Genomic DNA, 14,310 nt, shown 5'->3' on the forward strand with positions numbered 1-14,310 from the left:
GCAGATTATTTAAACCGATTTCGAAGTCTCCTTATCAGCAGCCTTGATTCCCGTGTCTCATAATCCACAACTTCCCGTAATTTCAGTAACCCTTCCCCACAAACCACTGTCGGAATACCTTCGTGAAGAAAAATGATCTTTCCCGGCGTACGATTCTCAATCCGCACGTCAGATACAACTTCGCAATCCAGGACAGCCACCTTTTTGCCACCGATTGTTGCAGCCGCTCCTTGATACGGGTAGCCGACACTGTCGACAAAACGCCTGATTGTCCCAGCGGATTGGTTCCAATCAATCCAATAGTCCTCTTCATCGCGCCACAAGCTGTATGATGCCGCCGACTCATCCTGCGGCACTCCCTGCAATGCTTCTCCGGATATAATCATCCTTCCGATGCGAAGCGCCAGCTCGCCATACAGCCCGGATATTTTGTTAATCATTTCCGCAATTTTAACGGGATACTGCACGTCAATAGCTTCTTGCGCAAGTAACGGTCCCTTGTCGTACTCCTCCGATGCCAATAAAACTGTGACGCCGATCTGCGGTTCCTTATTGATTAAACAAGAGACGAGCGGCGCAAATCCCCGGTAACGCGGGAGGAGTGAGTCGTGGAAAACGATTAAAGACGGATATCCGCGAATTAGCCAACGCCAACCGACCGCTATCGCGGTATCGCTAATCGGTTGACGATTGCCAAACTCCAAACGGTCTATAAAAGGGAGCTCGCACTCCCGGCAGTAAGAGTGAATTTCATCATAGTAGTCGTTCTGAACGGCCGGATCTCTGCTGCCGATTACTTGGCATATAAAAGAATTGCCAAAATGAAATTGCAGAACTTTTAAAACAGTCAACCCCTTCTGATTCATGACAAATAAAGTCAAAGGCATAGCGACCCCTCGTTTAATTTATTGAAAAATTGATGCAGTAATCGAAAACTTCGGAAAAGCCCGATTTCGATAAATACTCTCGTGTAAGAGTCCAATTCATTGAAAAAATAAACACAAAAGGCTTTTTATGTTCATACGCTGTTCCGTTTAAAATATCCGGAGGATAGATAGGCAATCCAAATATAGCTTTGTTATAAAGGGACGGATCATCATCGATAAAACCGTTGAACCTTGCGCCGTTCGTCTCCACATAGTTTAAAACCGTCAATAAATTCTGCATGACAGTGTCGCGAAACCCCCAGATATAAATATCCCTATTAACCATATTCGCTTTAACCAAATCCAAGAGAAAAGAAAACATAGAAGGATTGTTTAAAAAGTTAAGCTGGTGACATATACTAAAAAAAAGTCCTTTGGCCAATCCTCCCTTTTCGTGCAAGGCAGTCAGCAAAATATCGATATCCTGAGGTTCTTTGTAATCATGCTCATGAAGGGAGTGCGGTTTTATAGCTTCTGCCGATTGGTATACTTGCTCCAAACATTCATGCCAATAGGTTCGGTCCACATGTACCTGAGCTACCTTATCTTGCAGCTGTTTACCCAGAGTCGCCCGGCAATCGAAATTATTAATAATTAAATTTTCAACCATATTTTTGTATTCTTCAATATTCGTAGCAAGAAACATGTGATTTTCGATGGATGGGTGGTCGCCATATAACACTGCACCATTAAAGATTGCAGGTGCATAACTGATTACCGGGATTCCATAACTGGCGGATTCCAGTAAAGATGTATTCGAACAAAATGGAAATGAATCCAGATATATATCTGCCGCTTGCCGGTATAAGGATACATCAGGTCGCAAATCGATCACCTGAATGCGGCCGTTTGTCAAAGCTTGCGCGTCCTGCAAACGGTCAATGGACCTCGTTCCGATGATAAGAAGTCTTGTATTCGGATGTTTTATCATAAGTGGAAGCAACGTTTCGATAAAATGTATTTTTGCAACCGGTGAGTACTTGTGTCCGGCGGCAACAGATAATAACAGAATTTCTTGCTCCGGCAATCCTAATTTTTTCTTCGCTTCCTGCGGGGAATATTGTCGGGACAGCCCGTCTAGAGGAATCGGCAAAATTTTTGATTGCATTTTCTCTATACCGCGACGTTCGATGCAAAACAGTTCCGCCGATTTTCGGAGATTCACTACGACATTGCAACTACTTGCACCAATAAAGAACATGTGATCTGCATGATTAACGAAAATAATAGGAATTTCGCCTGAATTTCCAAATGCCAGGACCGGAATGACATCCCACGGATGAATATGACATACGACATAATCGGCCTCTGCGGCGATGTCATAGAGCATTTGCGCATGCTGCATTAAGGTTGATGCGTTGACATGGAATTTGTGTATGACCCCTCCTCTGGCCTTCACACTTTCGGTAAGCGGCTGGGGAATCGGTAAGTTATGCTGATGCGTTAATACGACGACCGGTTTTCTCTCCGTATCCCGTTCGATCCATCGCCAAGCCAAACGTGTATGTCCGCCTGTATCATAGGCTTGCGTTAAAATATGCAAAACCTTCCCGGATGTCACTTTATCCGGCTTTCGGCGACGGATTGTGGAATTTCCAATTTCGATAAGTAAGTTTTCCATTTCCGGACATGTAAATATTCCGCAATGATTCCCGGAGGCGAAATCTGCGGCAATTTGAGCAACACTCACCGCTTCGGCAAACTGTTTGTCGATATAGTATTTTTTCATTTGTTCCAGCAACAATTGAAACAAACGGTGATTGGTTGAAATACTTTGCAAGATATTCTGATGATCAGTTTTCGAGAACTGCGGAGGATTCGGCTCGGCTATCGGGTAAACCGCAGAATATTCTCGCAGAAAAATATGTCTATTTTCCTCGAAACCATCCATGTTGTCGGTGATACCGCTATCATGAATGCACCAAGGCTGTTCCTGCGGCGGTATTCCTACTTCGTATCCCGCCTTAATAAACTCCATCGATTGAGACAGATCATAGAAATGCCATCCCTGAAAGATGTCCTCTCTCCAAGGGATATCGTATTGAGTGACCATAAGAAAGCCATCCACAGCAACAACCTGCCGGTAATCAGACTCCACCTCTTGGAAAGAAAGCAGCTCAATGTTTCCAGTAAGGCTTCCATATATTTTGCCGAATTTGTTTCTGGATTCCCACCAAACTCCGTTTACCGGCAAGTGGGCCGCACCGGCCATTCCTAGCAGTCCAAGCTTGGGATGAGCCCGGAACAAAGCCAGTACGTCATAAATGAAGTGTTTGTTTATGATAAATACATCTTGATGCAGATACACTTTATATTTGGCGTCGGAAGCGTTCATGGCATAGTTATACCCGGACGTCATGCTTTCGGCGCCGGTAACGGACAACACATCCAGTTCCATGCCTTCCGGCAAATCAAGCGATTGGATGTAAGCTGCAGACTTGGTATATTTTTTTTCATCGTTCACGCAAAATATAAAAATGATCTTATTGTTATTCATTAGCCAGTCCCTTTCTAATTCTAAATTTGAGCAGGGGATCTCGTTCATCGTGTTTTAGATTATTCAAGACTTGAAACATTTGAAAGGAACAACCGTCCAAGTGGAAAAATATGATAACAGGGCAACTGTTCGAAAACACAAACGAATGTTTGACACGGAGCGTAAAAAGCGTTATGACACATTTAGTACCAGGTACTAATATCAATCAAAAAAACTGTTACATTCGCTTTGTTATGGTTTTTTCAAGGCCAGTCATCCAGCTTTGCATTTATTTTGATTTAAGCAGGAACCGGAATTTATATTTGGTTGCGTTATGTATATAGACTAAGTATAAAAAAGTATCTGAAATCGTTGTACCCGTCGGAGGCGTAGCTGAATTGTTTCTCAAAAAAATAAAAAATATACGAAGTAAGCATTACCAGCACTCGTGTAAGGGGGAGAGCCACATGCCCATCAACCTAAGACGGAAAGATTCTGCAGTTCGAGGTGCAGCCGATTCTGAGGAAGGCACGACGCTGGTCCCGTTCCGTCCGGTCTTCGAGAAGCTGGGGCTGACGGTGGCTGGGACGGTGCCACGCAAACCGTTACGGGAGCGAAGGAAGGGCTGGCGATCAAGTCTGGTCATTGACGATCCAGACGCCTATGTGAATGACCAGTTGAACCGATTGGAGCTTGCTCCGCGATTGGTGGGCGGCAATACGCTGGTGCCCGTACGGTTCGTGAGCGAGGCCAGCGGCAAGGATGTCGTCTGGGATCTGAAAGCGACCTCTATTTTCATACAGCCAAGGGCGAGCAGATCGTCGGCGATTTTAAGAACGACGCCATGGACGGACTCATTTCGTATTACGATAAGACGGGCACGCTCTTGTCCGTCAGCGAATATGTGGGGGTGTGCTGATCCGTAAGATCGAGGTGGGGTTCGGAACCAGATCGCGCAGCTCCGCAAAGACAATCCGGGAATCCACGCAAGTCAAGCGGAATACGATAAAGCGCTGCGGGACGCGAATGCCAAGCAGACGGAAATCATCAACAAATCAGGCTCGTTAGCCGATGATTTTTCCAAAGCGGCCGAGGCGGCGAAGGCGGCGCTCGTGAAGCAGCTGTCCGACGTTCAGGCGCTGATCGCTCAAATTACGGCGAAGGGGATCGCCCAGCAGCGGATTGAGATCCTGAAGGATCAGCTGACTCAGCTGAGAAACAACTACAATGCCGAGCTGAAGCAAGAGAACGACCAGCACGCGAATATCATCAAGCAGTTGAAATAACGATAAGGACCGTCCTTTCTCCACACGAGCGGAGGACGGTCCTTGTTTGTTCCCATAGACGAAACCCGAATCCAGATCACAGTCACCGGCTCAGAGGAGATGGTTTCTTCATGGTGGAAGCGGGGATGCAGACGCCGACCACCCCGGCGATAATCAATACGGCGCCGATGACATGATAGATCAGCAGCGGCTCATGGAGGACGATGACACCCGCTGCAATCGAAACCATCGTGGCCAGTTGATTAAAGATGCTGATCTTGTAGGCCTCGATTTGCGATAGGGCGTAATTCGATAAGTAGGACGTTACAAGGGAGGACAGGACGCCGAGATACAGGATCGAGACGAGAAACGGACGGCTGGCGAGCGGACGGAAAAAGCTGCCCCAATTCCCCTGAACCGCATGCTGAACTACCGCGATGCCGCCAAACACGAGGAAGCCGAGGAAAGCCATAACGAACGTGATCTCTATGACGCCGTAAGATTTGGTCAGCTTCCGCGCCAGGATGCTGTACCCGGCTAAGGAGACGGCCGACACTAGGACGAAGAGGAGTCCTGCGGCGCTGCTTCCGTTCCCCAGCTTGGTGCCTTTCATAACTACAATCGTAACGACCCCTGCGACGGACAGCAGCATGAACAAGTAATGGTGCCGGCTGGCGCGCTCCTTCAGGAAGCAGGCCGCCAGCAGCAAGGTGAAGATCGGCACCGCGGCCTGGATGATGCCGGCCTCCGACGAGGAGGCGTAGACCAGGCCGACGGTTTGGTAGGCAAAGAATAGGCCCGGATAAAGCAGCGCCAGCGGCAGCAAGGCGGCCAGATCCTTCGGCTTCAAGACCAGCATGACCGGCAGGACAGCGGCGAACGAAGCCGTAAACCGGTAGGCGAGCAGATCGAAGGGGCTTGCCTCCGCCAAGGCCATTTTGACGAAAAGAAAGGAAAAACCGATAATGAGTGCGTTTAGTACGGCGGCCATATAAGCTTTACGGCGGTTGTTTGCGAACATGGGGCTAACGCTCCTTCTTCCCCGGCTGCAAGCAGAGCGGGGCAAATTCAGTTTCTTGGTGTTTATGTTAAACGCCCCCGCCGCGTGCTACAATATGAAAAACGACCATCTGTACCGGTACAGATGATTTGGAGCGGTGCGTACATGCATAAATATTTGCACATAGTAACCGAGCTCGAGCAGCAAATCGGTAACGGCATCTTCAAGGCGGGCGGCAAGCTGCCTTCCGTTCGTCAGTTGGCCGAGCGCTATCAAGTCAACAGCAGCACCATCCTTCGCGCGTTGTCCGATCTGGAGCGGCGCCACCTACTTTATTCCGTCGCCCGAAGCGGCTATTACGTCGTCCATACGAAGGCGGATCCCGGCCGGCAAGAGAAAGCCGGGATGGATTTTGCCACGGCGGCCCCCGATCCGGATTTGTTCCCGTATCTGGACTTTTAGCACTGCATCAATAAAGCGATCGATATGTATAAAAAGGATCTCTTTATCTACGGCACGCCTCAAGGACTGCCTTCGCTCCTCGCCTTGCTGCAAAAGCAGCTGGCCGGCTATCAGGTGTTCGCCCGGTTGAACCAGCTGTTTGTCGTATCGGGGGTGCAGCAGGCGCTGTCGATCTTGACGGCGATGCCTTTTCCGAGCGGGAAGAACGAAATTGTGATCGAGCAGCCCGGGTACCATCTGTACATCGAGCATTTGGAGGCGTACGGCGTTCCGGTTGTCGGCTTCCGGCGAACGGCGGAGGGCGTCGATATGAACGAGCTGGAGGAGCTGTTCCGTACGAGACGGATCAAATTTTTCTATACGATGCCAAGACTGCACAATCCGCTGGGCACCTCGTACCGTACGGAGGAGAAGCGGAGGCTCGTCGCTTTGGCGAAGAAATATGACGTGTATTTGGTCGAGGACGATTATTTGGCGGACCTGGAGCAGGATGCGAAATCGGACCCTCTATATGCTTATGATGGCGGGGAGCGCGTCATTTATTTGAAGAGCTATTCCAAAATCATTTTTCCCGGCCTGCGGATCGGCGCTGCCGTCATTCCGGACGCACTCGTTCCGACGTTCAGCAGATACAAGCGGATCCTGGATATCGACAGTTCCATGCTGTCGCAGGGTGCGCTCGAAATTTATTGCAAGAGCGGCATGTTCGACAAGCATAGGCATAAGATCAAGACGTCCTACAGCCGGAGAGCGAGGCGGCTTCATACGGCATTGGAGGAGGAGCTCCGGCGAAGCGGGGGGCTGTTCACGTACCCGGCCGGCGCGGGCTCCGGTCCGCCGTCGGTTCATACGCATCTGGCGCTGAGCGGCAAGCTGTCTCCCGGGCGGATTATCGCGGCGCTGAAGAAGAAATCGGTTTTTTTGGATTCGGTGGACCGGCATTACCTGGCTTCGTTTCCGAAGGAGCCTTTGCTGAAATTAAACGTGACAAATGTGCCGGAAAGCGAGATCGAGCAGGGCGTACGTCTGCTTGGAGAAGCGATCCGCAGTCAAGGAAGGAGGAAGTAAATGTACCCGCGGGGGCTCCCGTATCCGTCAGGCGCGAACGGGCATCGCCACAGGCAGTTGAGGGAGCAGGAGCGCAGCATGAAAGAGATCCTGCAGACCGGCTGGGCTAAAAGGCAATGACAAAAGGGCCCGTTCCGCAAAAAAGCCTGCGTGACGGGCCCAACGTCGTTCATCGAACGGGTTAGAACGCCCAGTTGCCGTCCCGGAATACGGGCTCGGTCGTGCCGTCCGCCCGCTCTCCGTCAATATTCATGTCGGCCGAGCCGATCATGAAATCGACATGGACGAGACTGGAATTAAGTCCGTTCTTCGCCTGCTCCTCCGGCGACATGCTTTTGCCGCCCTCCAGACAGAAGGCGTAAGCCTTCCCGATGGCCAGGTGGCTGGAGGCATTCTCGTCGAACAGTGTGTTGAAGAAGACGATGTTCGTATCGGAGATCGGGGAACGATGGGGAACCAAGGCGACTTCACCCAGGTAAGCGGAGCCTTCGTCGGTTTCGATCAGCCGCTTCAGCACCTCGAAACCCGCAGAGGCGCGGGCGTCTACGATTTTGCCGTTCTCGAACGTGAGCGAAATGTCCTTGATCAGCGTTCCGCCGTAGCTGAGCGGCTTCGTGCTGCGCACAGTGCCGTTCACGCCTTCCTTCAGGGGAGCGGTGAATACTTCCTCCGTCGGCATATTGGCGACGAACGGGACGCCCTGCGCATTGACGCTGCCTCCGCTGACCCACAGGTGATTCTCGGGCAGCTCGATGGTCAGGTCGGTTCCGGCGCCTTGATAACGCAGCTTCCGGTATTTCTTGGCGTTCAGATGGTCCGCCTTCGCATCCAGCGTCCGGGTGTGCTCCTTCCAAGCTTCCACCGGGTCCCCTGCGCTCACTCTCGTCGCAGCGAAAATTGCGTCCCACAAGGCTTCCTCTTGGCGGCTCTCATCAAGGTCCGGGAATACCTTGGCCGCCCAAGCGGGCGAAGGGACAGCGACAATGGACCAGCTGGTCTTATCGGTCATCATATAGCTGCGCCATTTCTGGAGCGCTTGGCCCGAGGCCTTGCTGGCATTGGCGATCCGTTCGGGGTCGATGCCCTGCAGCAAATCGGGATTGGACGCCATGACGGATAAAAAGGCCGCATTGCCTTCGGCCATCTCTTCCCAGGCGCGGGCCCGCCACAACGGATATTCCTTAAAGGCTTCGTCCGGGGCGAGCTCGTATTTGATGCGGGTGATCTCATCGTCGCTCCATTCAACATGGACGTTTTTCGCGCCGGCTTCGTAGGCTTTCTTCGTGACGAGGCGCACGAAGGGCGCCGAAGAGAGGGGGGCGGTGACGACCAGCGTCTGTCCGGGTTGAATGTTCACGCCAACCTGAACGGCCAGCGCCGCGTAACGCTCTAATTTCTCTTGAAAGGTGTCCATAGCGGAGTCCTCCTGCGAACTTAGGATATCCGTATTTTAACATAAACCGGCTTGATTTAACCAAAGGAGCCGCCGTTGCGTAAAACAGCCCCGGGCGGCTGCGTCAAGGCAGAGCTCGGGGCCGGGAAAAATCTTAAATGACACCTTGGGCGATCATCGCATCGGCGACGCGGAGGAAGCCGGCGATGTTGGCGCCGACGACGAATTGCCGGGATGGCCGTACTCCTCGGCCGCGTTCACGGATTGGCGATAAATGTTTTTCATGATTTCATGAAGCTTGTCGTCCACTTCGTGGAATCTCCAGGAGTAGCGCATGGAATTCTGCGACATCTCCAGAGCGGATACGGCAACGCCACCGGCATTGGCCGCCTTGGCCGGTCCGAACAGGACGCCCGCCTGCAGGAATACGTCGATCGCTTCGAGCGTGGAAGGCATGTTGGCGCCTTCGCCGACGGCTTGCACGCCGTTCGAAACGAGCAGCTTCGCCGAGGTTTCGTCGATTTCATTCTGCGTAGCGCAGGGCAGCGCGATATCGCAAGGGATGGACCAGATGTTCCGGCAGCCTTCCACGTATACCGCGTTCGGATGCTCCTTCACGTATTCGCTGATGCGGGAGCGCTCGACTTCCTTCAGCCGCCGCACGGTATCGAGGTCAATGCCGTCCTTGTCGTAGATATACCCATTGGAATCGCTGCAGGCGACGACCTTCGCACCGAATTGGGCGGCCTTCTGCATCGCATAGATCGCCACGTTGCCAGAACCGGAAACGACGACGGTGCTGCCCTCGAAGCCGATGCCGCGGGCTTCGAGCATTTCGTTAACGAAATAGACGGCGCCGTAGCCGGTCGCTTCCGTCCGCGCCAGGCTTCCGCCGTAGCCGATGCCTTTGCCCGTCAATACTCCGGCCTCATAGCCGCCGCGGATGCGTTTGTATTGGCCGAACATATAACCGACCTCCCGGGCGCCAACGCCGATATCGCCGGCAGGCACGTCCGTGTCGGGACCGATGTATTTATAGAGCTCGGTCATGAAGCTCTGGGTAAAGCGCATGAGCTCTCCCTCGGATTTGCCCTTCGGATCAAAGTCGGAGCCGCCCTTGCCTCCGCCGATCGGCTGGCCGGTCAATGAATTCTTGAACGTCTGCTCGAAGCCGAGGAACTTAATAATGCTTGCATTGACGGACGGATGAAAACGCAGTCCGCCTTTGAACGGTCCGATCGCACTGTTGTACTGCACGCGGAAGCCGCGGTTCACCTGAACGATGCCCTGATCGTCCACCCAAGGCACCCGGAATGTGATCAGGCGCTCCGGCTCCACAATTCGCTCAAGAATCCCGTTCTGCCGGTACTTCGGGTGCTTGGCGATGACCGGCACCAGCGATTCCAAAATTTCCTTGACCGCTTGATGGAATTCGACTTCATGGGGATTGCGTATCACTACCGTCTCGAATACGTCTTGTACGTAGTCTCGAGCGGCAGCTTCTTGATTGTTCATGGTTTGAAGAGTGCTCAAATTAGGTTCGCCCACCTTTGCTAGTATCTTTGCTGCACGATCTAAGCTGAGAAAATCACCCTTTTTATTGTTGCATAGTCGGAACGATGCATCAACCATTATTTACAGTGCATGTAAAGTTTGTGCGCTGATTACAAAGGCAATTGCATGAATTACGGGATTCCCTAACGAAAAAAGAGACAGCCTCAGGCTGCCTCTTGTTCGTTGATAAGAATTTATAAGTTTTCGTGGGCTTATAGCTTTGCATCAACCTTGATAAACGCGCTGGTCCTTGTAACACAAGGACGGCGTAGCCGTTTATCCTGGATGATGACAATGCGTTATTTCATTGCGGCGTCGGGCTCTCCGCCGGGTTGCCGCTCCAGATCAAGATGAGCTTGGGAAGCCATGTCCGGGGCGGCATTGGCAAAAGCCCTCAAGGCGCCCCGGTACTGCTCGTCAGTCATCTGGGTCTCGTTCAAGCGATCCTGTTCCTGTGAGCTCATAGGGAATGCTCCTTTCCTCGCATCAGGTTTCATCGCGTTTCGTCAAGGAACGGAGTCCTTCGCGGTAAGCGATATCCTTGCCGGTCTTGCCGCTCTCTTCGGACTTCTCCTTGACCTCTTCGCCCGCGGACTCGCCGCCGCGGAAGCTGCGCAGCGCTTCCCGGTAGTCGTTGTCGCTTTGCTGCTGCCGGTGGACCGAGGCGGGCGTGCTCCGGACCGCGCCGGCGGCGGGCTGCGGCGCCGGGCGGACGGTCTCCTTCGGCGGCTGCGCCTCCGCCGCAGGAGCGCGGTCTCCCGCCCGATCCGGCTCCGCCCTCGGCGTGGCTGCCGCAGGTCTGGGCGGCGGAGGCGGATTATCCGCGCTGGGCTTAGCCTCCGTTTTCCGCGCTTTGGGGGGCGCTTCCCTCCCGGGCTTATCCGTTCGAAGCGCCCTGACGTTGTATACGATCAAGAAAATGATGGCGGCGATGACGACCGCAGCGATCCCATAAAGCATGGCCAGACCTCCCGTTTTAAGATTGAGCCGCCAGCTTCTTGGCCGTCTCCGCTACGCGCCGGCCCAGCGCTCTGCCGAGGGCAAGGTCGTTCTCCTTCGGCAAGCTGGGCGGATCGTCCGGAGACAGCTCGACGGGACAAGTCACACCGACGCCGTAGTAGGAGCCGTATAGCGCATTCTCCGGCACGTTGCCGGGCAGGCCGACGATGATCATGCCGTGATGCAGCATCGGCGTAATCAGGTTCAGCAGCGTAGCTTCAATGCCGCCATGGACGGTGGCGGTCGTGCAGAAGACGGCGCCGACCTTGCCGATCAGCTTGCCTTTGGCCCATAGGTAGCCTAAGCGGTCGATCCAGGTTTTCAGGCCGGCGCTGATCGTACCGAAATGCCCCGGGCAGCCCCAGATGACGGCATCCATTTGGGCCAATTCATAAATATCCGCATCCTTCACGTGATGAAGGAATACCTCGGCCTGCTCCACTTGCCCGGCCCCTTCGGCGATGGAGCGCGCCAGAACTTCCGTATGGCCGCTCTCGCTGTCGTAAATTACGTAGATTTTCATCCCAAGTCTCCTTCGTCGCTTGCAGGTTGGTCTTGCTTCAGGATTTGGCCGGCTCAATGATAATGCGTTCGGGCAGCTCCCCCTGGGGTTGCTCCACGATCTCGACCTTGTCTCTCTTCGGCGAGGAGATGAAGAATGACAGCACCAGCGCGAGCACCGCGAAGCAGGTAGCTACGAGGAAGGCGTCGTCGATCCCCTTGATGGTGGATTCGACCGTCGCTTTGCCGTACAACGTTTGAACCGCAAGCGACTGGCCGACCGACTCGGGAAGGCCCGCGGCCGCAGACAGCCCTGTCGTGAGCTCCTGGAACAGGCCGACGACTCCGGGATTGCTTGCGGAAACGGTGTTCGCATAGTCGCCCATGTGCACGGTAGACCGGGTCGTCATCACCGTCACGAGCAGCGCCGTCCCGATAGAACCCGCAATTTGCCGCATCGTATTGGACATTGCAGTTGCGTGGGAGCCGAGCCGCAAAGGCACCTGGTTCAGACCTGCGGTCTGCACGGTCATCATGATGAAGGACATCCCGAAGTTGCGGACCGTATACAGTATTAGAATGTGACTGTAGGTCGTATCCGAGGTTAGCTTGCTGAACTCCCACGTGGTCGCCGCCGTGATGAGCAGCCCGATGATGGCCAGCGGCCGCGCGCCGATCCGGTCGAACAATGCACCGGAGATCGGCGACATGATGCCCATGAGCAGCGCTCCCGGCAGCATAAGCAGTCCGGCGTCCAGCGGTGTGAACCCCCGGATATTTTGAAAATAGATGGGAAGCAGGATCATGCCGCCGAACATCGTCAGGTTGATGGCGGAGCCGATGATGGTAGTCAGCGTGAAGATGTTATACTTGAACACCCGCATCTCCAGCAGCGGCTCGTCTTCGTTCAACTCGCGCCAAATGAATAGGAAGATGAAGAACGCGCCGATCGCGATGAATCCGATGACCGTCAGGCTGGTCCAGCCCTTGCTGCCGGCTTCACTGAAGCCGTAGAGTAGTCCCCCGAAGCCGATCGTTGAGAGTATGGCGCCCCAACCGTCGAATTTGGGAAACGTGGGCTTGATGATGTTCTTCAGCCACTTCATGGCCAGCAGGATGTCGATCACTCCGAGAGGAATCATCATGATGAACAGAATGCGTCATGTATAATTCTCTACGATCCATCCCGCCAGCGTAGGACCGACCGCCGGGGCGAAGATCATGGCGATGCCCATCGTGCCCATGGCGGCCCCCCTTTTTTCCGGAGGGAAGACGGTCAGGAACACGCTCATGACGAGCGGCATCAGAATGCCCGCGCCGATGGCTTGTATTATGCGGCCTATCAGCATGATGCCGAAGCCCGGCGTTATGGCGCATACGACCGAGCCGACGGTAAAGAAGGCCATCACCGCGAGAAATAGGGACCGCGTGCCGAACGTAGCGATCAGGAACGCGGTGATCGGAATCAGCACTCCGTTGACGAGCATGTAAGCCGTGGAGAGCCATTGGACCGTCGTGGCCGATACGTTGAAGGCGGTCATTAGATGCGGTAGCGCGATATTGATGAGCGTTTGGTTGAGGATCGAGATGAACGCTCCGAGCAGCAGTACGGCAAGGGTGCGTCCGACATGTATATTTTCCAATGCTTCATCCCCTAAACATGGACGCCGATGATTGCGCTCTTGAAGCCGAGGCCGAGCACCGTTTCCGCTGATTTCTTTATTTAGGTTGTCGTGGAAGCCGTATTTTATTCACTGGAAGAGGGGCGTGATCTTGCTCATGTCGTGGAATAGCGGGAGGAATGATATACTAGGACTAGGCTTATCCTCAAGGGCCGCAGCATAGCAGCAGAAAGGAAAAGAGCGATGAACCAAATCACGATGCATCAAATGAAGCAGTTCAAGAACGAAATTACCCGATTCATGATGATTTACAAGTTTGCGCTGGACGCCATCGAGACCAAGATTGAAATTTTGAAGGAAGAGTTTCAATTCCTCCATGAATATAACCCGATTGAGCATACGAAATCGCGTTTGAAATCGCCGGAGAGCATTCTTAAGAAGCTTTACCGCAAGGGCTGCGAGCTGTCGTTCAGCAGCATTCGGGAGAACATCAAGGATATTGCCGGGCTCCGGATCACCTGCTCTTTTATATCGGATATTTATTTGATCCGGGACATGCTCAAGAAACAAACCGACCTGACAATTATCGAAGAAAAGGATTATATCAAACGTCCCAAGCCGAACGGCTATCAAAGCCTCCATCTGCTGGTCCTCGTGCCGGTGTTCATGTCCGATGGGGAAGAGCGGGTATGCATTGAAATTCAGATTCGGACGATCGCTATGGATTTCTGGGCTAGCCTGGAGCACAAAATTTACTATAAATACAATCAAGCCGTGCCTTCGCGCCTGTTGGAGGAATTGAAGGAGGCCGCCAGCTCCGCTTCGGCCCTGGACCGGCAGATGGAACGGCTTCATAAGGAGATCGAGGTGCTTAAGGAAGAGCAGGCCGACTTCGCCGAGCGGCATCGGATCATCATCAACAATCAGGAGTTCGACCTGCCTCCGGCGCTTCTGGGACTTCTCGACGGAAGCATGGATAAGCCGAAGGAATGAGGGGGCAAGGACAAGCCCCCTTGCGCGTGGGGGGCGGTAGGGGGACAGTAG

Annotated in this window: 10 protein-coding genes and 3 pseudogenes; 4 read left to right on the plus strand and 9 right to left on the minus strand. The window is 53.4% G+C overall.

The genetic code is table 11. The features are described from left to right. Nucleotides 1-5 precede the first annotated feature (5 nt). Both O9H85_RS18810 and O9H85_RS18815 read right to left on the minus strand, forming a co-directional pair. Nucleotides 6-887: a methionyl-tRNA formyltransferase gene (locus O9H85_RS18810; RefSeq protein WP_269882962.1), complete on the minus strand. Its 882-nt coding sequence runs from the start codon at nt 885-887 to the stop codon at nt 6-8. Between the two features lie 13 nt (nt 888-900). Continuing rightward, nucleotides 901-3,423 (minus strand): glycosyltransferase, encoded by a 2,523-nt coding sequence (locus O9H85_RS18815; RefSeq protein WP_269882963.1) that lies wholly within the window; start codon nt 3,421-3,423, stop codon nt 901-903. Nucleotides 3,424-3,869: 446 nt separating this feature from the next. Here O9H85_RS18815 and O9H85_RS18820 point away from each other — a divergent pair, with 446 nt between their 5' ends. Together O9H85_RS18820 and O9H85_RS18825 are read left to right on the plus strand one after the other, a co-directional pair. Further along, entirely contained in the window at nt 3,870-4,328 is a 459-nt protein-coding gene (locus O9H85_RS18820; RefSeq protein WP_269882964.1) for a copper amine oxidase N-terminal domain-containing protein, read from the plus strand. Between the two features lie 186 nt (nt 4,329-4,514). Continuing rightward, a complete protein-coding gene (locus O9H85_RS18825; protein WP_269882965.1) occupies nt 4,515-4,688 on the plus strand; it encodes a hypothetical protein in 174 nt (57 codons plus the stop codon). 82 nt (nt 4,689-4,770) lie between these two features. Here O9H85_RS18825 and O9H85_RS18830 read toward each other — a convergent pair whose 3' ends face one another. Beyond that, a complete protein-coding gene (locus O9H85_RS18830; protein ID WP_269882966.1) occupies nt 4,771-5,688 on the minus strand; it encodes a DMT family transporter in 918 nt (305 codons plus the stop codon). 144 nt (nt 5,689-5,832) lie between these two features. Here O9H85_RS18830 and O9H85_RS18835 point away from each other — a divergent pair. Further along, a pseudogene (locus tag O9H85_RS18835) lies at nt 5,833-7,197 on the plus strand (aminotransferase-like domain-containing protein). 181 nt (nt 7,198-7,378) lie between these two features. Here O9H85_RS18835 and O9H85_RS18840 read toward each other — a convergent pair. From O9H85_RS18840 to O9H85_RS18865, 6 genes and pseudogenes are all read right to left on the minus strand, one after another. Further along, nucleotides 7,379-8,611 carry an aminopeptidase gene (locus tag O9H85_RS18840; protein ID WP_269882967.1) on the minus strand — a complete coding sequence of 411 codons (1,233 nt, stop codon included), beginning with the start codon at nt 8,609-8,611 and terminating at the stop codon, nt 7,379-7,381. Between the two features lie 133 nt (nt 8,612-8,744). Beyond that, nucleotides 8,745-10,105 (minus strand): annotated as a pseudogene (gene gdhA, locus O9H85_RS18845) (NADP-specific glutamate dehydrogenase). 338 nt (nt 10,106-10,443) lie between these two features. Beyond that, a complete protein-coding gene (locus O9H85_RS18850) occupies nt 10,444-10,608 on the minus strand; it encodes a hypothetical protein (RefSeq protein ID WP_269882968.1) in 165 nt (54 codons plus the stop codon). 22 nt (nt 10,609-10,630) lie between these two features. Then, nucleotides 10,631-11,104 (minus strand): hypothetical protein, encoded by a 474-nt coding sequence (locus tag O9H85_RS18855; protein ID WP_269882969.1) that lies wholly within the window; start codon nt 11,102-11,104, stop codon nt 10,631-10,633. A 16-nt stretch (nt 11,105-11,120) separates the two neighbouring features. Next, nucleotides 11,121-11,666: an NAD(P)H-dependent oxidoreductase gene (locus tag O9H85_RS18860; protein ID WP_269882970.1), complete on the minus strand. Its 546-nt coding sequence runs from the start codon at nt 11,664-11,666 to the stop codon at nt 11,121-11,123. Nucleotides 11,667-11,703: 37 nt separating this feature from the next. After that, nucleotides 11,704-13,287, minus strand: a pseudogene (locus O9H85_RS18865) (DHA2 family efflux MFS transporter permease subunit). A 222-nt stretch (nt 13,288-13,509) separates the two neighbouring features. Between O9H85_RS18865 and O9H85_RS18870 the strand changes: the two are divergent. Beyond that, a complete protein-coding gene (locus O9H85_RS18870; protein ID WP_269882971.1) occupies nt 13,510-14,259 on the plus strand; it encodes a GTP pyrophosphokinase in 750 nt (249 codons plus the stop codon). Nucleotides 14,260-14,310 lie beyond the last annotated feature (51 nt).

Origin of the sequence: Paenibacillus gyeongsangnamensis (genome assembly GCF_027533625.1) — a bacterium.
Lineage (GTDB): Bacteria > Bacillota > Bacilli > Paenibacillales > NBRC-103111 > Paenibacillus_G > Paenibacillus_G gyeongsangnamensis.